17 protein-coding genes are annotated in these 18,353 nt (G+C 53.9%); 5 read left to right on the forward strand and 12 right to left on the reverse strand.

Annotation, left to right across the window (positions count from 1 at the left end):
- Positions 1-36 precede the first annotated feature (36 nt).
- The 4 genes from HVZ37_RS10825 to fdnG all read right to left on the reverse strand — a co-directional run bounded on the left by HVZ37_RS10825 (position 37) and on the right by fdnG (position 5,360).
- Entirely contained in the window at positions 37-639 is a 603-nt protein-coding gene (locus tag HVZ37_RS10825) for an inorganic diphosphatase (protein WP_142765134.1), read from the reverse strand.
- A 126-nt stretch (positions 640-765) separates the two neighbouring features.
- Entirely contained in the window at positions 766-1,422 is a 657-nt protein-coding gene (gene fdnI / locus HVZ37_RS10830; protein WP_043000691.1) for a formate dehydrogenase-N subunit gamma, read from the reverse strand.
- Positions 1,415-2,299: a formate dehydrogenase subunit beta gene (gene fdxH / locus HVZ37_RS10835; RefSeq protein WP_043000690.1), complete on the reverse strand. Its 885-nt coding sequence runs from the start codon at positions 2,297-2,299 to the stop codon at positions 1,415-1,417. The genes fdnI and fdxH overlap by 8 nt, the downstream gene beginning before the upstream one ends.
- 13 nt (positions 2,300-2,312) lie before the next feature.
- A complete protein-coding gene (gene fdnG, locus HVZ37_RS10840) occupies positions 2,313-5,360 on the reverse strand; it encodes a formate dehydrogenase-N subunit alpha (RefSeq protein WP_090050117.1) in 3,048 nt (1,015 codons plus the stop codon).
- A gap of 234 nt (positions 5,361-5,594) precedes the next feature.
- Between fdnG and yddG the strand changes: the two genes are divergently transcribed.
- The 3 genes from yddG (at position 5,595) to HVZ37_RS10855 (ending at position 8,627) form a co-directional block, all read left to right on the forward strand.
- Entirely contained in the window at positions 5,595-6,476 is an 882-nt protein-coding gene (yddG, locus tag HVZ37_RS10845; RefSeq protein WP_044257934.1) for an aromatic amino acid efflux DMT transporter YddG, read from the forward strand.
- Between the two features lie 546 nt (positions 6,477-7,022).
- Entirely contained in the window at positions 7,023-8,099 is a 1,077-nt protein-coding gene (gene ompC, locus HVZ37_RS10850; RefSeq protein WP_044257932.1) for a porin OmpC, read from the forward strand.
- Between the two features lie 207 nt (positions 8,100-8,306).
- The gene (locus HVZ37_RS10855; protein WP_229233665.1) at positions 8,307-8,627 is read left to right on the forward strand and encodes a GFA family protein; all 321 of its coding nucleotides are present in this window, start codon (positions 8,307-8,309) and stop codon (positions 8,625-8,627) included.
- Position 8,628: 1 nt separating this feature from the next.
- On the opposite strand, the gene HVZ37_RS10860 is transcribed toward HVZ37_RS10855, so the two are convergent.
- The 8 genes from HVZ37_RS10860 to HVZ37_RS10895 all read right to left on the reverse strand — a co-directional run bounded on the left by HVZ37_RS10860 (position 8,629) and on the right by HVZ37_RS10895 (position 16,594).
- The gene (locus tag HVZ37_RS10860) at positions 8,629-10,116 is read right to left on the reverse strand and encodes an MFS transporter (protein WP_181628428.1); all 1,488 of its coding nucleotides are present in this window, start codon (positions 10,114-10,116) and stop codon (positions 8,629-8,631) included.
- Between the two features lie 211 nt (positions 10,117-10,327).
- Entirely contained in the window at positions 10,328-11,101 is a 774-nt protein-coding gene (locus HVZ37_RS10865; RefSeq protein WP_061070113.1) for a 1,6-dihydroxycyclohexa-2,4-diene-1-carboxylate dehydrogenase, read from the reverse strand.
- Positions 11,102-11,110: 9 nt separating this feature from the next.
- On the reverse strand, positions 11,111-12,127 hold the full coding sequence (gene benC, locus HVZ37_RS10870; RefSeq protein WP_181628429.1) for a benzoate 1,2-dioxygenase electron transfer component BenC: 1,017 nt from the start codon (positions 12,125-12,127) through the stop codon (positions 11,111-11,113).
- A gap of 9 nt (positions 12,128-12,136) precedes the next feature.
- Complete coding sequence (gene benB, locus HVZ37_RS10875; RefSeq protein ID WP_044328245.1) at positions 12,137-12,622, reverse strand: benzoate 1,2-dioxygenase small subunit; 486 nt, start codon at positions 12,620-12,622, stop codon at positions 12,137-12,139.
- Complete coding sequence (locus HVZ37_RS10880) at positions 12,616-14,004, reverse strand: Rieske 2Fe-2S domain-containing protein (RefSeq protein ID WP_181628430.1); 1,389 nt, start codon at positions 14,002-14,004, stop codon at positions 12,616-12,618. The genes benB and HVZ37_RS10880 overlap by 7 nt, the downstream gene beginning before the upstream one ends.
- A 122-nt stretch (positions 14,005-14,126) precedes the next feature.
- Positions 14,127-15,053 (reverse strand): catechol 1,2-dioxygenase, encoded by a 927-nt coding sequence (gene catA / locus HVZ37_RS10885; protein ID WP_181628431.1) that lies wholly within the window; start codon positions 15,051-15,053, stop codon positions 14,127-14,129.
- Positions 15,054-15,118: 65 nt separating this feature from the next.
- Entirely contained in the window at positions 15,119-15,409 is a 291-nt protein-coding gene (gene catC, locus HVZ37_RS10890; RefSeq protein ID WP_043000680.1) for a muconolactone Delta-isomerase, read from the reverse strand.
- Positions 15,410-15,421: 12 nt separating this feature from the next.
- Entirely contained in the window at positions 15,422-16,594 is a 1,173-nt protein-coding gene (locus tag HVZ37_RS10895) for a muconate cycloisomerase family protein (protein ID WP_161215639.1), read from the reverse strand.
- 212 nt (positions 16,595-16,806) lie between these two features.
- Between HVZ37_RS10895 and HVZ37_RS10900 the strand changes: the two genes are divergently transcribed.
- Together HVZ37_RS10900 and HVZ37_RS10905 are read left to right on the forward strand one after the other, a co-directional pair.
- A complete protein-coding gene (locus HVZ37_RS10900; protein WP_043000678.1) occupies positions 16,807-17,604 on the forward strand; it encodes an IclR family transcriptional regulator C-terminal domain-containing protein in 798 nt (265 codons plus the stop codon).
- 66 nt (positions 17,605-17,670) lie between these two features.
- Positions 17,671-18,249 (forward strand): TetR family transcriptional regulator, encoded by a 579-nt coding sequence (locus HVZ37_RS10905; protein ID WP_054177013.1) that lies wholly within the window; start codon positions 17,671-17,673, stop codon positions 18,247-18,249.
- Positions 18,250-18,353: the final 104 nt, after the last annotated feature.

Raw genomic sequence — 18,353 nt, forward strand, 5'->3', positions numbered from 1 at the left:
ACCGCCGGACGGGTAAACCCCGTCCGGCAAAATCGCTTATTGCTGTGGTTTTTTCGCTTTCCAGGCGTCCCATGCCTGTTTGATTTCCTGCTTTGCGGTCGCCGCGTCGTTAAAGCCGTTCAGCTCCACTTTCTTGCGTCCTTCCGGTAATTCTTTGTAGACGCGGAAGAACGATTCCAGGCGCTGAACTTCGATTTTCGGCAGGTCGGCCAGTTCCTTGATATTGTCATACGTAGGATCAATTTTGCTGGCGGGAACCGCCACAATTTTGTCATCCTTCTCGCCGCCATCAATCATTTTCAGTACGCCAATCGCACGCAGTTTGATCAGCGTACCCGGAGCCATCGGCGCGCGGGTATAGAAAATCACATCCAGTGGATCGCCATCACCTGCCAGCGACTGGGTCAGCGAACCGTAGTTTGCCGGATAGGCCACCGGCATCGACTGAAAGCGGTCTGCAACGATAAAGCCGGTGTTGGCGTCGGTTTCATATTTAATGATCCCGCCTGCCGGGATTTCCGTCACGGCGTAAAATTCTTCCGGATTGTTCTCCGGCTGTGGGAATTCGAGAATGTTCTGCGCCTGAACTGACGCGGAAAAAAGTACGCTCACAGCGAGCAATTTTTTGACCAGATGCATTGTTGGTTAACTCTTCGGTTATTTGTGAAGACAACACGTTACGTTTAGCTAATGACAGGATCATGACGTTTTTATGGCAAAAAAAAGGCGCTACCTGCGTAGCGCCTTCATCTGCTGAAAAAGGAATTAGTTTAGCCCTTCTTCACTCTCTTTTTTCGCTTCTGCTTTCTCGATATCACGGTACCAGCGCGGGTGGTGCTTCTTCGCCCAGCGGCGACTCACCTTCCCTTCAACCATCCCTTTAATCGATCCTTTCACCCAGAATGCCATGTACATATGAATGAGGATGGCGTGGATCAAAATGATCCCTGCCGCTGCGTGGATCAGCAGGCTGTAACGCACCACCTGCATCGGGAAATACTGCGCGAAATACGGACGCCAGATAATCACGCCGGTCACCAGCAGCACAAAAATCATGCTCATGATCGACCAGAACATCATCTTCTGTCCGGCGTTATATTTGCCGACATCCGCCACTTTGTGTTCGTTGCCTTTCAGCACTTCGACAATGTTTTTCAGCCACGGTATGTCTTTCTTGTCCGGGATGTTGTGGTGAACGAAGCGGACAAACATGAACATCAGCGCGATAAAGATCGCCACGCCAAAGAACGGGTGCAAAATGCGTCCCATCTGCGGCGTACCGAAGGTTTGCGTCAGCCATTGCAGCGTCGGGAAGAAAAATGAAATCCCCGACAGCGCGACCAGGAAGAAGCAAATCACCACCGTCCAGTGACAGGCGCGATCGATGAACTTCGTGCGCACAATCATTTTCGATTTACTCATGATGGTCCTCCTCGTCATCGTCCACTTCTTTGTTCGGACCTATACCGATGTAGTGATAGATCAGCCCGGCAAAGGTGGCGATAAATCCGGCGGCCGCCAGTGGCTTCAGCGCCCCTTTCCACAGATTGATAGAGGTGTCGACTTTCGGCTCGTTCGGTAAACCGTGGTAGAGCTCCGGCTGATCCGCGTGATGCAGGACATACATCACATGCGTACCGCCAACGCCCTGAGGGTTATAGACACCAGCATGTTCGTAGCCGCGCGCTTTTAGCTTCGCGACGCGCTGCTCGCCCATTTCCAGCATCTCTTGTTTGGTGCCGAAATGAATCGCCCCGGTCGGACAGGTTTTGACACAGGCCGGTTCCTGACCCACGCTGACGCGATCGACGCAGAGTGTACATTTATAGACGCGGTTGTCCTCTTTATTAAGGCGCGGAATATTAAACGGACACCCGGCGATGCAGTAGCCGCAGCCAATGCAGTGCTCGGACTGAAAATCGACAATCCCGTTGGCATACTGGATGATTGCACCTGCAGACGGGCAGGCCTTCAGGCAGCCCGGATCTTCACAGTGCATGCAGCCGTCTTTACGAATCAGCCATTCCAGTTTGCCGTTCTGTTCGGTTTCGCTAAAACGCATCACCGTCCAGGACTTGGCGCTGAGATCGGCGGGGTTGTCGTACACCCCGACACAATGTCCTACCTCGTCACGGATATCGTTCCACTCAGAGCAGGCCACCTGGCAGGCTTTGCAGCCCACACAGGAGGAGACGTCAATGAGCTTGGCGACCTCGGCTTTGTAATCACGCGCCTGCGGTGGCGGCGTAATCGTGTTTGTTGCGGACCGTTTGATGATGTCCTGCGTTTCCAAAGACATATGCTCGCCCCCCTTACGCCTTCTCGATGTTAACTAAAAACGCTTTGTACTCCGGCGTTTGCGAGTTTGAGTCACCGACGTTTGGCGTCAGGGTGTTGGCGATATAGCCTTTACGCGCCACCCCTTCAAAGCCCCAGTGCAGCGGGATCCCGACGGTTTCAACCTCCTGACCGTTGACGTGCAGCGTACGCAGACGACGTGTCACCACCGCAACCGCACGAATGAATCCGCGCTTGCTGCTTACCTTCACGTAGTCACCGTTGCCAATGCCTTTGGCGGCGGCCAGCGTTTCGCTGATCTCCACAAACTGTTCCGGCTGCGCGATAGCGTTCAACAGCGCGTGCTTGGTCCAGGTGTGGAAGTGTTCGGTCAGACGATAGGTCGTTCCGACATACGGGAACGCGTCCTTCTTCCCTAAGCGCAAGACGTCATCTTCATAGATGCGCACGACCGGACTGGACACCACGTTCGGATGCAGCGGGTTAGTACCCAGCGGCGTTTCCATTGGTTCGTAGTGTTCAGGGAACGGGCCTTCCGCCAGTTTATCAAGGGCAAACAAGCGCCCCAGTCCTTCGGGCTGCATGATAAACGGGCCGGTTGCGCTGCCCGGAGGCGCGGTGTTGAAGTCCGGGATATCGTTACCCGTCCATTTCGCCCCGTCCCACTGGATCAGCATGCGTTTCGCATCCCACGGCTTACCGTTGATATCCGCTGAAGCGCGGTTATACAGCACGCGACGGTTCAGCGGCCATGCCCATGCCCAACCCAACGTGTTGCCCAGCCCTGATGGGTCGGCATTATCGCGGTTGGCCATCTGGTTGCCCTTCTCCGTCCAGCTACCGGTGTAGATCCAGCAGGAAGACGAGGTCGTACCATCATCACGCAGTTGCGCGAAGCTGGTGAGCAGTTGCCCTTTCTTCGCAATCAGCACGCCGTTGGCGTCATAGAGATCGGCTAACGCGTAGCCGTTGTTCTCTTTCGCCACTTCTTCTGACTCTGGGTGATCCGGCTGTTTGTAGTCCCAGCGCATTTTCAGCAGCGGTTCCACACCTTTACCGCCTTCTGTGCGATACATTTCGCGCAGACGATGGAAAAGCCCGGCCAGAATTTCACCGTCGTTACGCGCTTCACCCGGTGCATCCTGACCTTTCCAGTGCCACTGTAGCCAACGCCCGGAGTTGGCAATGGAGCCATCTTCTTCAGCAAAACAGGTGGATGGCAGGCGGAACACTTCCGTCTGAATGGACGCCGGATCGACATCGTTCGACTCGCCGTGGTTCTGCCAGAAGGTTGAGGTTTCAGTCACCAGCGGATCGATCACCACCATGTACTTCAGCTTGCTCAGGCTGCGAACCACTTTGTTTTTGTCCGGGAAGGACGCAACCGGGTTGAAGCCCTGACAGATGTAGCCGGTGACTTTCCCGCTATCCATCATGTTGAAGTATTTAATGACGTCGTAGGCCTGATCCCATTTCGGCAACCAGTCAAAGCCCCAGTCATTCTCTTTCTGCGCATCATCGCCGTAGAACGCTTTCATCAGGCTGACGGCAAACTTCGGATAGTTGCTCCAGTAGTTCACCTGATCCGCCAGCGTGGCTTTCGGCGTGTTGGCGTTCAGCCAGGTCTGCCAGTCGCTCTGCTTTTCCGACGGCAGCGTCAGATAGCCAGGCAAACTGGTGGAAAGCAGTCCGAGGTCAGTCAGCCCCTGAATATTCGAGTGACCACGCAGGGCGTTCACGCCGCCGCCGGCCATCCCCATGTTGCCGAGCAACAGTTGGATCATCGCCATCGTGCGGATGTTCTGCGCCCCGACCGTATGTTGGGTCCAGCCCAGCGCATACAGGAACGTGGTTGTACGATCCGCCGCACTGGTGGAGGCCAGCACGTCACACACTTTCAGGAAGTCAGCCTTCGGCGTCCCGCAGATGTTCTCGACGACGTCCGGCGTATAGCGGGAAACGTGCTGTTTCAGCAAATTCCATACACAGCGCGGATGCGACAGAGTGTCATCGCGTTTGGCATAGCCGTTTTCATCGAACTGGTAGTTCCAAGACGACTTATCGTACTGCCGTTTTTTCGCGTCATAACCGCTGAATAAACCGTCATCAAAGGTAAAATCATCCCGTACCAGCAGGCTGGCGTTGGTGTAATGCCTGACGTATTCGGCGTTAATTTTGTTATTTTCAATCAGATACCGCAGCACACCGGACAGGAACGTAATGTCCGTGCCGGAGCGAATCGGCGCATAAATATCCGCAACCGAGGCGGTACGGGTAAAACGGGGATCGACAACAATCAGCGTGGCGTCATTGTTGTTCTTCGCTTCCATCGCCCAGCGGAAACCCACTGGATGGGCTTCAGCGGCGTTACCGCCCATCACCATCACGACGTTGGCGTTTTTGATATCAACCCAGTGGTTGGTCATCGCACCGCGACCAAATGTTGGAGCAAGACTTGCTACCGTTGGTCCGTGTCAGACGCGCGCCTGGTTGTCTACTGCCAGCATGCCAAGTGAGCGCACAAATTTTTGCGTCAGCATGCCGGTTTCATTACTGGCGGCGGAGGCGCAGAGCATCCCCGTGGAAAGCCAGCGGTTTACCGTTACGCCCTGTTCATTTTTCTCGATAAAGTTGGCGTCGCGGTCGGCTTTCATCAGTTTTGCAATGCGGGTCAGTGCTTCATCCCAGCTAATGCGTTGCCATTTGTCGGAGCCGGGTGCACGGTATTCCGGGTAGCGCAGACGGTTTTCGCTATGAATGTAATCCAGCAGACCGGCGCCCTTCGGACACAATGCGCCACGGCTGACCGGATGATCCGGATCACCTTCAATATGATAAAGCGCTTCTTTGGCGTTTTTTGCTCCATCTCCCAAGCTATACATTAATAGCCCGCAACCTACGGAACAGTATGTGCAGGTGTTTCGGATCTCTTTCGCGCGCAACAGTTTATAATTTCGCGATTGAGCCAGTGCCATTTTGGGCGTAAATCCCAGCGCAGCAACCGTTGTTCCAGCCATACCGCCCGCGCAGATTTTAAAAAACTTTCTGCGGCTGACGTTCATTGCTTTCCCTCTTTTTCCAGAGTTGTCATGTCGCCGAGGAAACTAACAGCAATACCCATATTTTTTTTGAGTCAAATCAATAACGAAACGGTTCCGCTACTAAATAGCCCCAATTGTCGGTTTTATATACCACTAAGGTGGTAACCCCTCTTCGGATTCACCTGGATAATTTCGCTAAAAAAGTGCTATATATTTCGACTTCTTTTAGATAAGGCATGGGAAACGGCAAACGGAATGACGAAACAAAAAGCAACGCTGATTGGACTTATAGCCATTGTGCTGTGGAGCACCATGGTAGGTCTGATTCGCGGCGTCAGTGAAGGACTTGGGCCAGTCGGCGGTGCGGCGGCAATTTATTCATTAAGTGGACTGTTACTGATATTTACCGTGGGATTTCCCACTATCCGTCGTTTTCCTGTTGGTTATTTAATCGCCGGTAGCGTGCTGTTTGTCAGTTATGAAATATGTCTGGCGTTATCGTTGGGCTATGCCGCCACACGTCATCAGGCGATTGAGGTCGGTATGGTTAATTATTTATGGCCAAGTCTGACTATTTTATTCGCGATTTTGTTTAATGGTCAAAAAACCAGCTGGATAATCGTTCCTGGATTACTGCTCGCGATAACCGGTATTTGTTGGGTGCTGGGGGGCGAAAATGGTCTGAATCCAGGGGAAATTATCAGCAATATCACCAGCAGTCCATTGAGCTATTTTCTCGCCTTTCTTGGGGCATTTATCTGGGCGACCTACTGTACCGTAACCAATAAATATGCGCGTGGATTTAATGGCATCACGGTTTTTGTTTTACTGACCGCACTCAGTTTGTGGGTCCACTATTTTCTGACGCCGCAACCTGAAATGGTGTTCAGTACACCGGTGGTGATAAAACTGGTCTCTGCCGCCCTGACGTTGGGCTTTGCCTATGCGGCCTGGAACGTGGGAATTTTGCACGGGAATGTCACCATCATGGCGGTTGGTTCGTATTTCACACCGGTGCTGTCATCTGCGCTGGCAGCCGTGCTGCTGAGCGCCCCGCTATCGTTCTCTTTCTGGCAGGGAGCCATTATGGTCTGCATCGGTTCTCTGCTCTGCTGGTGGGCCACACGCCGCGCATAACACTCTACCGGGTTGGTACGCTTTCTGGCCCGGACTTCACCTTCGCACGACAAATTGTCACTCGTTTATTTTTAGGATATTCATCTTTTGTTAGAAAATTCTTATTTGATTTTTCTGACCACTCAACCATAACTGTATTAATCAATGGAATCGGATTTATTTATTTCATCTTTAGTAAGAGCGTTAACTCTTTAACTTTATGTTAAATTTATGCTAACAAGACGCTAATAAATCAGTGGGTTACATTGTTTGACAATTATTAACCCGTATATAGTACACATTGTTAACTAACTCAATTAATAACCAATTCCGCGTATATAGTCCCCTGTGAAAATATTGCATGAAAGGTGATTTCTAAGAATATCTGCGACTCAGATTTGACTTAAGGCGATCTGGATCACACAAATGGAAATAATCTGCAATTACATGAAACTTATTATTGAATTGATACTGCTGCGTAATTTAAAAATAGCTTGCCATTGATTAAATGATTCGATCGACAATGGTTCAGGAATCACACCAAGAAAATTATAAGGATTGTTAACAATGAAACTTAAATTAGTTGCAGTGGCAGTGACTAGCCTGTTGGCAGCAGGCGTCGTGAATGCGGCAGAAGTGTATAACAAAGACGGCAACAAACTGGATCTGTACGGTAAAGTGACCGCTCTGCACTACTTCTCCGACAATGACGGCGATGATGGCGACAAAACTTATGCACGTCTGGGTTTCAAAGGTGAAACGCAGATTAACGATCAGCTGACCGGTTTCGGCCAGTGGGAATATGAATTCAAAGGCAACAACGACGAAGCGAATGGCAACAAAGGCAACAAAACTCGTCTGGCGTTTGCTGGTCTGAAATTTGCTGAGTTCGGTTCTTTCGATTACGGCCGTAACTATGGCGTTGCTTACGACGTTGGCGCATGGACCGACGTTCTGCCTGAGTTCGGTGGTGACACCTGGACCCAGACTGACAACTTCATGACTGCCCGTACCACTGGCGTTGCAACCTACCGTAACACCGACTTCTTCGGTCTGGTTGAAGGCTGGAACTTTGCCCTGCAGTATCAGGGTAAAAACGATCGTGGCGACGAAGTTAAAGCGAACGGTGACGGCTTCGGTCTGTCCACCAGCTATGAGTACGAAGGTTTTGCAGCAAGCGCCGCTTATGCGAAATCTGACCGTACTGATGACCAGGTTGCTTACGGTAACAACAGCCTGAATGCTTCCGGCGACAACGCTGAAGTGTGGGCTGCTGGCCTGAAATATGATGCAAACAACATCTACCTGGCAACTACCTACTCTGAAACTCGTAACATGACGCCGTTCGGTGATGATCACATCGCGAACAAAACTCAGAACTTTGAAGTTGTTGCTCAGTATCAGTTCGACTTCGGTCTGCGTCCGTCCCTGGCTTACCTGAAATCCAAAGGTAAAGACCTGGGTGCATGGGGCGACCAGGATCTGGTTGAATACGTTGATGTTGGCGCAACCTACTACTTCAACAAAAACATGTCTACTTATGTTGATTACAAAATCAACCTGATCGACGAAAGCAACTTTACTCGTGCTGCTGGTGTAGGCACTGACGACATCGTTGCCGTTGGCCTGACCTATCAGTTCTAATTTTTTAGAATTGAGCTGTACAAAAGCCAGCCCACGATGGGCTGGTTTTTTTTCCCCCGAAATCGAATCGGTCATAAGGAGAATGCCGTGCAAACCTATACAGGACGTTGTCTCTGCGGACAAAGCCATTTCACCGTCGACCTCGAATCCCTCGATGTCTACGCCTGTCACTGTACGATTTGCCAGAAATGGTCCGGTGGGATCGCGATGTATCTGGAAGCCTGTGGGCAGCCGATGATGGATGCCGATGCATCCGACCCGGCGCATTTTGCATCGTCGCCACGCGGGGAACGGTATTTTTGTTCCGGCTGTGGATGTCCGTTGTGGATCAAGTTGACCGACACTGAGCGCTACTTCATTCCCTGGACGTTGCTCGAATTTAACGAGGTCGATCGTCGTCGTCTGATCCTCGCCGCTGAGATTTATACCGAAACGCAACCCGCATTCTGGCGGCTTACAGGTCAGTACGCTCGTCTGAGCGGCAAGGAAGTGGAAGAACTGGACAACCGCTGCCAGTTCACCTACTGAGTTACTCGCGTGCGGCCTTCGCCAGACTGAACCACATGCCGACTGCCAGCAAAATCAGCATGCTCCCGGCGCTGCTTAATGCCACGCTATGCGACCAGGTAAAAGCCTGCTTCGCGGCCAGCAGAACAGGATCCGCCAATGCCGAGGGAAGCGACTGCGCCAGTTGTACCGCTTCACCCATTGAAGACGAGGCACGTTCCATTTCTCCGGCGTTCAGACCATCAGGCAGCACAATCGACGCAGAGAAACTGCGGCTGAGCAACAGACCAAAGACAGCAATTCCCAGCCCCGCCCCCAGCTCATAGGCCATCGTTTCGATCGCCCCGGCCGCTGCCGCTTTCTCGGCCGGCGCCGCCGCCATGATCGCCGCCGTTGAGGCCAACAGCGCGCTGGCGGCACTGAATCCCAGTAGCGCCATTAACATCCAGGCCTGAATTTGCTGGGTACTGAAATCCGTTGCCGCCAGGCCATAGAAACTCAATGCGCTTAGCGCCATTCCACCGGTTGCCACTTTCCGCAGCCCCAGTCGTGATACCAGCATCCCGGCAATCGGGCCGCTAAACCCACTGGCCAGCATCACTGGCAGCATAAACAATCCAGCCTGATACGGCGTTAAGCCATGAACAAACTGCAATTCCTGCGCCATTAACAGCTCAAAACCGACCAGTGTAATCATCGCTGTCATCGCCATCACCACGCCGCTTAAGATAATACGATGGGTGAACAGGCGCATATCAATCATGGGACGACTCGCCGCCAGCTGAATGCGGACAAACTGCGCCAGCAACAGTGCGCCGCTCACCAGCGCCAGCGCGATAACGCCGGTAGCTATGTGCCCTTTCAGCGCCGTTTTCGCGCTATAAACCAGCAGCAGAATCGCGACAATCAGCATAATGGCATGTCCCAGATTGAGCGACTGATCGCGACGTCCGGCCTGACGCGGAACATAGCGCGCAGTGAGCGCCACCACGACAAGTACAATCGGCACATTGATTAAGAACACTGAGCCCCAATAGAAGTGCTCAAGCAGCATGCCGCCCACCAGCGGGCCGAATGCCGCCCCGCCAGACCCCACTGCCGCCCAGACGCCAAGCGCCATGTTGCGATGGCGTGCTTGCGAGAAGGTGGCGCGGATCCCGGCCAGCGTCGCCGGTACGATCATCGCCGCGCCAATTGCCAGAATGGCCCGAGTGGCGATCAGCCAGCTGGCGGTGTGGGCAAAGGCGGCAGCCAGTGACGCGAGACCGAAGAGCGTCCCGCCGAGGATCAGCAGGCGCTTAAAGCCGATGCGATCGCCGAGCGCGCCCATCGGCAGTACCATCCCTGCCATCACCAGCGAGTAAATATCAATGATCCACAACAGCTCGTTGCCACTGGCAACCAGCGTCATACTCAGCGTGGGTGCGGCAACATGCAGCACCGTTGCATCAATCGCAACAGGAATGTAGACCAGCACAATAATCACTAACGTTAACCACTGACGAAACATAAAGCTCCCTGTAAATACAAACTGGACACATGTCCAGCTTCCACGATCCTACGGAAAATTGAACATATGTCCAACTTTTTGTTCAGCTACGTGATTATCGAAGATGAGGGTTATTGAATCTGTGAATGATTTTGACGTCGGTGAATGATGGCAATCCAGCGGAATAAAACAGCAAGCCGACCTCCCGTGTCGGCTTACGGGCAGAACAACATCAGCCGAGATCGCCTCCGGCAACCGGTAAGATGACGCCGGTAATATAGCTGGCGTCATCGCTGGCGAGGAACAGGATCGCATTCGCCTGCTCCGCCAGCGTGCCATAGCGGTGCATCAGACTGCTGTCGATGGTCTGATCAATCACCTGCTGATACCACGCCTGCTCCTGGGCGGACGGCGTTTCGTCATTACGCGGAACGAGACGCGCCGGGGCGTCGGTCCCTCCGGGTGCCACCGCATTGATGCGAATACCGCAGCCGCTGTATTCCATTGCAATCGATCGTGTTAGCGCGTTGACGCCGCCCTTCGCGGCTGAATATGGCACGCGGTTTACCCCGCCTGTGGCAACAGAAGAGATATTCACAATACTGCCGCGCCCCTGTTTCAGCATCCACGGGAGCGCTGCGCGGCAGCCCCACAGTGTCGGAAACAGCGAACGACGGATCTCTTTCTCAATCTGATCCGGCTGGTATTCGGCAAACGGTCGGGCCCAGATAGTCCCGCCGACGTTATTGACCAGCACGTCCAGTTGTCCAAAATGCGCGACGCCTGCGGCAAAAACCTGTTCGGTGCTTTCCCATTGTTCCAGGTCCGCTTCCAGCGCCAGCACCTGACACCCACCCGACGCCAGCGTTGCCGCCAGTTCATGGACGTGGCGGGAACGATCGATAAGCAACAGCCGCGCCCCTTCTTGCGCGGCCTGAATAGCGGTCTGGCGACCAATTCCCTGCGCCGCGCCGGTAATGGCCACAACTTTATCGTTAAATCGCATAGAGGCTCCTTACGCCGCCGCACTCTGGCTGGCGATAAATTTTTCGTACCAGAATCCGGCTGGCGTAATGCCCCGCTCGCGTAACGCCGTGGTGATGGCATTGACCATCGGCGGCGGACCACAAAGATAAATATCCACATCGCCCTGATTGAGCATCGCCTCGCTAAGATGATCGGTGACAAACCCGCGCTGTGGACAACCACTTTGCGCGTCAGCGACAACCGGTAACCAGCGGAAGTCAGCCAGTTTCTGCTGAAAGGCGTCCAGCTCGTCGGTTTTGACCAGGTCGACATCATAGGTCACGCCATACAGTAACGAGATCTGACGCTGGCTCCCCTGCGCAGCGAGCGTTTCCAGCATGGACAGCATCGGGGCCAGTCCGGTACCGCCAGCCAGCATCAGCACCGGGCGTTCGCCGTGGCGCAGATAAAAACTGCCCATCGGACCGCTAAGCGTAACGGTATCACCGGGTTGTCCGCGCCGGGTCAGCCACTGACTCATCAACCCACCGGGCACATTACGGATCAGAAAGCGTCCTTCGTTACTGCCCGGCAGCGAACTGAATGAGTAGGCACGCTGCTGCGTCGTCCCCGGAACCTGAATGTTGATGTACTGCCCGGAGAGAAAATGGAGCGCGGTATCCGGGCGTACGACCAGTTCAATCGCCGTGTCAGAGAGCGCATTGATCGCCAGTACATCTGCATGCGTCGTCGTGATACTGGTTTTACACTGTGCCGCAGCGACCGGCACGTCAATGACACAGTCGCTGGCGGGGATCATCTGGCAGGTCAGCACCTGTCGTGCAGTGGCTTCATCCTCGCTCAGCGCCTCTTCCAGAAAGTCCTCTCCCAGCGCGTAATCGCCGCTGGCGCAGTGGCATTTACAGGTGCCGCAAACGCCGTCGGAGCAATCCATCGGCAGGTTCACCTTCTGCCGGTAAGCGGCATCCAGTACCTTTTCACCGGCGTTGCATTGAATAAAACGGGTGATGCCGTCCTCAAAATTGAGGGCAATTGTAAAACTCATAAGCACCTCTTAAATATGGTAAACGTCAATCACCTGACGGATATAGTCGTTATTGAGTCGCACAGTTTTCCGCGTGATTTGCGGCTGGCCGTCCTGTTCAACCAGCGTGCAGTGTGTGGTGCCGAAGTAGGCATCGGTATGCTGATAACGGTGGCTGTAAGTGACCCAGTTGTAGCGCACCTCGATGCCGCCTTCTTTCTCGCCCAACAGTTCGATGTTGCTGATCATATGCGTGGTACGCGGCTCCGGGGTGCTGGCGCCGGAACGTTCGGTTTTGATGCGGTACACCCTGTCTTCCAGTCCGTCCCGATTGGGATAATAGATAAGCGAAATCTCCCGCTGTGGGTCGCGGGTGGTTTTATCATCATCGCCCCAGGCGGGCATCCAGAAGACTACCTTCGGGCTATAGCAGTTGAGCCACGCGTCCCACTGGCGATCGTCCAGCAACCGCGCTTCGTAGTAGAGAAACTGGCGAACCTGTTCAAGCGTTAACATCCGCCCACCTCCACGCGTTGCGTAATCGACTGTTCATATTGCTGCTGTTCTTTTTCCACCGCCGCGAGCATCACGTTTTGCCAGTGATGATGATGAGCGATGTAGAGCGCCTCATCTTCGGACTTCACACCACTCAACAGCGGTCTGAATCCTGCCTGTTGTGCATGTTCATCGGGGCCATGCACCCAGTGCAGCGCGCCGCGACTGAGATCGCTCCACGCCAGATTTTCTCCCAGATAGCCGCGCTGGCAGGCGCTGAACTCTTCCAGATCGTCGGGGGTTCCCATCCCGCTGACGTTAAAGAAATCCTCATACTGGCGAATGCGTAGCGCGCGAGCCTGGTCAGATTCGCCTTTAGGCGCAAAGCACCAGATCGTCACTTCGGTTTTATCGACCGCGATGGGGCGAATCACGCGGATCTGCGTGGAAAACTGATCCATCAGGTACACGTTGGGATAGAGACACAAATTCCGTGTCTCATTGACCATCTGGTCGGCGCGATTTTCACCAAATTCCGCCTTTAACCGCTCACGATGATCGTAAACCGGGCGGACTTCAGGGTTCATCGCCCGCGTCCACAGCAGCATATGACCGTGTTCAAACCCGTACCCACCGCCGAGACTCTTAGACCAGCCGTTGGCATCCACCGCCCGCGTGCCTTCCGCTTCGTAATTACGGCGCGACATGGTTGAGGCATAATTCCAGTGCACCACGCTGACGTGATAGCCGTCAGCCCCGTTTTCCGCCCCCAGTTTCCAGTTGCCTTCATAGATATAACTGGACGACCCTTTCAGGACTTCCAGCCCCTCGGGAGCCTGATCGACCATCAGATCGATAATTTTGCTGGTCTCGCCGAGGTAGGTTTCCAGCGGCAGCACATCTTCACTCAGACTACCGAACAGAAATCCGCGATACGAGGCAAAGCGCGGAAGCGATTTCAGATCGTGCGACCCGTCATGCCTGAATGTCTCCGGATAACCACCGGTACTTTCATCTTTCGCCTTCAACAGTTTGCCGTTATTACTGAAGGTCCAGCCGTGAAACGGACAGGTAAAAGAGTTTTTATTTCCCGTCTTTCGTCGACATAACATCGCGCCACGATGCGCACAGCTATTAATAAGCGCATGCAGTTCGTTCTTTTTATCGCGGGTAATAATGACCGGTTGACGTCCCAGGGTCAGCGTAAAATAATCACCGGGTTCCGGGATCTGACTTTCATGCGCCAGAAATACCCAGTTCCCTTCGAAGATATGTTTGAGTTCCAGATTAAATAACTGCTCATCGGTAAATATCGAACGATGGCAGCGATAAATATGATTATCACGATCCACAATCAGAGCCTGCGTGATTTTATCTTTTAATGCCGAGAGCGTTTTTTGCATGAGTGTATCCCTCCTGCATAATTCAGGATGTATATACCCGTCATACTTTAAGTGGCAGTTGCGTTGGCTGCGCTCAAATTATGTAGGGTATAAAACGGTATGGGTCAGACAGGCGTCGCGTATTATTCCTGAGCGCGCAGTCGGGTAACTCGTTGTTCTTCTTCAGCACGTTGCGCCGCGCACAGCGTAAAGTCGAAACAGACTTCTGTATGTTCACCGGCAAGGTCGCGTTGCTGAATCAACGCCGGATCGCTGATTTTCACCGGGTCGGCAATCAGACCATCACGGGTAGCGAAGGCGAAATCATCCCACAGATACTGGTCACCGTTCAGGTTGATCTGACTGGTCAGGTGCTTAAAGCCCGGCGCAGAGACAAAGAAGTGGATGTGCGCCGGGCGGTTGCCGTGGCGGCCCAGTTGATTGAGCAATTTCTGCGTCGGGCCGTCCGGCGGACAACCGTAACCCGAAGGCAGAATACTGCGCACGCTGTAGCGCCCTTCAGCGTCGGTACGAATGCGACGGCGCAGGTTGTAGTCGCTCTGGCTCTGATCGAAGAAAGAGTAATTGCCCAGCGTGTTGGCATGCCAGATATCGACAATCGTCCCGGCCACCGGTTGTCCGTGTACGTCCTTGACCTGACCGTGCAACCACATCACTTCGCCAGCATCTTTGCCGTCATCCATCCGGGCATAGCCATCAGCCAGCGGTGCGTTAGCCACATACAATGGCCCTTCGATGGTACGCGGGGTACCGGTCTCTGATGACTGGCGGGATTCGATCGCTTCCTGGCGCAGATCGAGGAAGTGTTCCAGACCCAGACCGGCAGCAAGCAGGGCCGCTTCCTGACGTCCGCCCAGTTCATGCAGATAATTCACCGCATGCCAGAATTCTTCCTGCGTGACATTATAATCATCAATAAGGGTACAAATATCACCGAGCAGGCGATGAATAATCGATTTAAAACGTTCATTCCCTTCCGGCCCATTTAATCCGGCACCTTCACGCAATAATTTCTGTACGTCATCTTGTTGGATAAAAGAATGGCTCATAATGCGTCTCGCTTATTATTGTCTGTAGGGTTATGCCGGATCATTTCCGGCATGCGGTACTGATATTATCGGTCGTTATTCTGAATAGACGATGGATGGCGGCACAGCGCTTCGATGCGAATATCCATAAATGGATATAACGGCAGTGCCATTAATATCCGGTGTAATTCTTCGGGATCATCGACATCAAAGATACTGACATTGGCGTACTGCCCTGCAACGCGCCAGATATGTCGCCATTTACCGTCTCGTTGTAACTGTTGGGAATAGGCTTTTTCCCGTGATTTAATCTCTTCAATTTCATTCGCCGGCATTCCGTAAGGAATCTTCACGGTCATATCCACTTTAAATAACATTTGTCTCTCCTGTTATTCCCGACGCTTGCGGGCATAAAACTGCAGTTTTTCCTCATCCAGTTCGACTCCCAGTCCCGGTGCTTGCGGCAGCGTGACACAACCATCGGCGAAGGAGAGCGGAAAGCTGACGATGTCATCTTTTAACAGCAGCGGGCCAAACATCTCTGTGCCCCACTGCAACGGCAGAGTTGACCATGCATGCAGTGATGCCACCGTACCCACGGTACCTTCGAGCATCGTGCCGCCGTACAGTCCGATTCCTGCCGCCTGTGCAACGTGCGCCAGTTTCAGCACGCTGGCCGGTCCACCGGCTTTGGCAATCTTCAGCGCATAGGCGCCGCTGAACCCCTGCTGCGCCAGACGATAACCGTCGAAATGGCTGGCAACGGATTCATCCGCCAGGATTGCCGCGTCACTGCGATGACTCAGGCGAACCAGCGCATTGTTGTCTTCGGCGCTCACCGGTTGCTCAATCAGGTCAACGCCCATGGCCGCCAGTTCCCGACATCCTTTTGCCGCTGAAGTGGCATCCCACGCCTGGTTGACGTCAACACGGATGCTGGCGCGATCCCCCAGCGCTTCCACAATGGCACGGGTATGACGCAGGTCGGTTTCCAGCTCCCGGGCGCCGATCTTCAGCTTAAATGCCCGATGCCGCCCGGCATCCAGCAGCCGCTGTCCCTCGGCAATATCGTTGTCCGTGTTGCCGCTGGCGAGCGTCCATAAGACCGGCAGGACGGTATTCAGCGCGCCGCCCAGCAGTGCGGAAACCGGCAGTCCTAACGCTTTTCCCTGGGCATCCAGCAGCGCGGTTTCAATAGCCGATTTGGCAAAGGTGTTGCCTTTGATTGCACTGCGAATACGCGACGTCAGCGCATTCAGATTCCCGGCAGGCTGGCCTTTCAACAGAGGTGTGAAATAGTGCGTAATCGCGGACTGAATCGCCTCCGGACTTTCCACCCCATAGCTCAGACCACCAATAGTAGTGGCTTCGCCAATGCCGCAGATCCCGTCTGAACGTGTGATCCGGACAATCACCAGCGTCTGGCACCCCATCGTGGTCATAGAAAGTTTGTGAGGCCGAATCGTCGGGACATCAACCACCCAGCTTTCAATATGTTCAACGGTCGCAGTCATTGTTTCTTCCTGAGCATAAATATCATTACTTTTCGTGCCACCGGTGATAACCCACGGTGACGATGCTTTTGACAATAGGTGTGTGCTATGGAGGTGGTCAACGGCGATAATCGAAATGTTGTGCGATTATCGGCGTGATTGTTACGTTGAGGTTAATAGTGTGATCCCGGTGGGAAAATGGGGATATTCCCGGGCTCGCGTTCATTCGCGCGGTATAGTTGATGCGGTTTAAGATTTGCGTTGCACAGGAGAAGGACTCAATGAGCGATAAAAATCAGATAGTTATCAATAGCCCGCCGGCTAAGTCTGACCCTAATTTTATGCTGTCCCTGGCGCGGGGTCTGGAAGTCCTGAATGCGTTTACTCCTCAACGTCAGCGCCTGACGATTTCACAACTCAGCCAGAAAACGCAGATTTCCCGTGCGGCTGTGCGTCGCTGTCTCTATACCCTGGCGGCACTGGGCATGGTGCACAGTCCCGACGGCCGCAGTTATGAACTGCTGCCACGCGTACTGGCCGTGGGTCACGCCTATCTCGCCGGTACGCCGCTGGCAAAAGTGGCGCAGGCCGCGCTGGATAATCTGGGTAAATCACTCGGCGAATCCTGTTCTGCTGCCACGCTTGATGGCGATAACGTACTGTATATCGCCCGCGCGGCGGTGAATAACCTGCTCAGCGTCGACATTGGACGCGGTAGCCGTCTGCCCGCATGGGCCACGTCGATGGGTCGCGTGCTGCTTAGCGCGCTTCCCGAAGAACAGTTAGAGGTGACATTGTCACGCGCTCAGCTCCTCCGCTATACCCCGCATACGATTTGCGACCTGACGGCGCTGCGGGAAGAGATCGCCCGGGTACGTATCCAGGGCTACGCGTTGGCTGACCGACAGATCGAAGTTGGACTCTGTTCCCTGGCCGTTCCGCTGCTTTCCCGCAGTGGCAACGTGGTGGCGGCCCTCAATGTCGGGGTGCCGGCGTCATCAATGAGCGCCGTCGCGTTGAAGGAAAAAGCGCTGGCCCCCCTGCGTCGTTCCGCGATGGAACTCTCGCTTCAGTTGTAGCGTGTAACAATTGAACGGTTGTCCAGCTTGTTGATACACTGCCTCTCCGCAAAGAATGGAGGGGATATGAGCTATCTGAACAAAGATGAGCGTCGCGAAGTGATATTGCAGGCCGCCATGCGCGTGGCGCTCGAAGACGGTTTTTCGGCCATGACCGTCCGACGGATAGCCACAGAAGCAAAAGTGGCCACCGGGCAAGTCCACCACCATTTCACCTCCGCTGGCGAACTGAAATCACAGGCTTTTGTTCGTCTGATTCGCACCTTGCTGGATGCGGAACTGGTCGCGGAAGATGCCACCTGGCGCACGCGTCTGCACGCCGCGCTGGGCAGTGATGATCGCGGATTCGAGCCCTACATTAAGCTCTGGCGCGAAGCGCAGATCCTTGCGGATAAAGACCCGGAAATCAAAAGCGCTTATCTCCTCACCATGCGCATGTGGCACGAGGAAACGGTCGCAATTATCGAAAGCGGACTCGCCGCCGGAGAGTTCACCCTCGCCTCCGCCCCTGCCGACATCGCCTGGCGCCTGATTGCGCTGGTCTGTGGCCTTGATGGCATGTACGTTCTCGGCATTCAGGAGATGGCCGATCCGGCGTTTGATCGCCATCTTGATCGCATGATTGAGCTGGAGCTTTTTTCCTGAACGAATGAATGTTAATCACTTATACTTTTTATTTACATTTGGTAACACTTAAGCAACCTGTTATTCCCCCTTCGCTCCGCGTGGTTGCGCATTTTTATCTATCC

Origin of the sequence: Citrobacter sp. RHB35-C17 (assembly GCF_013816795.1) — a bacterium.
In the GTDB taxonomy this organism is placed as follows: Bacteria; Pseudomonadota; Gammaproteobacteria; order Enterobacterales; family Enterobacteriaceae; genus Citrobacter_A; species Citrobacter_A amalonaticus.

Excerpts from the sequence above, each read along its gene's own strand:
- catA (WP_181628431.1), bottom strand. The coding sequence starts at position 15,053 with ATGAGCCATTCTTTTATCCAACAAGATGACGTACAGAAATTATTGCGT.
- HVZ37_RS10900 (WP_043000678.1), top strand. The coding sequence starts at position 16,807 with ATGAGCGATAAAAATCAGATAGTTATCAATAGCCCGCCGGCTAAGTCT.
- fdnI (WP_043000691.1), bottom strand. The coding sequence starts at position 1,422 with ATGAGTAAATCGAAAATGATTGTGCGCACGAAGTTCATCGATCGCGCC.
- HVZ37_RS10865 (WP_061070113.1), bottom strand. The coding sequence starts at position 11,101 with ATGCGATTTAACGATAAAGTTGTGGCCATTACCGGCGCGGCGCAGGGA.
- HVZ37_RS10825 (WP_142765134.1), bottom strand. The coding sequence starts at position 639 with ATGCATCTGGTCAAAAAATTGCTCGCTGTGAGCGTACTTTTTTCCGCG.
- yddG (WP_044257934.1), top strand. The coding sequence starts at position 5,595 with ATGACGAAACAAAAAGCAACGCTGATTGGACTTATAGCCATTGTGCTG.
- HVZ37_RS10855 (WP_229233665.1), top strand. The coding sequence starts at position 8,307 with ATGTATCTGGAAGCCTGTGGGCAGCCGATGATGGATGCCGATGCATCC.
- benB (WP_044328245.1), bottom strand. The coding sequence starts at position 12,622 with ATGTTAACGCTTGAACAGGTTCGCCAGTTTCTCTACTACGAAGCGCGG.
- HVZ37_RS10880 (WP_181628430.1), bottom strand. The coding sequence starts at position 14,004 with ATGCAAAAAACGCTCTCGGCATTAAAAGATAAAATCACGCAGGCTCTG.
- catC (WP_043000680.1), bottom strand. The coding sequence starts at position 15,409 with ATGTTATTTAAAGTGGATATGACCGTGAAGATTCCTTACGGAATGCCG.
- benC (WP_181628429.1), bottom strand. The coding sequence starts at position 12,127 with ATGAGTTTTACAATTGCCCTCAATTTTGAGGACGGCATCACCCGTTTT.
- ompC (WP_044257932.1), top strand. The coding sequence starts at position 7,023 with ATGAAACTTAAATTAGTTGCAGTGGCAGTGACTAGCCTGTTGGCAGCA.
- fdxH (WP_043000690.1), bottom strand. The coding sequence starts at position 2,299 with ATGTCTTTGGAAACGCAGGACATCATCAAACGGTCCGCAACAAACACG.
- HVZ37_RS10905 (WP_054177013.1), top strand. The coding sequence starts at position 17,671 with ATGAGCTATCTGAACAAAGATGAGCGTCGCGAAGTGATATTGCAGGCC.
- HVZ37_RS10860 (WP_181628428.1), bottom strand. The coding sequence starts at position 10,116 with ATGTTTCGTCAGTGGTTAACGTTAGTGATTATTGTGCTGGTCTACATT.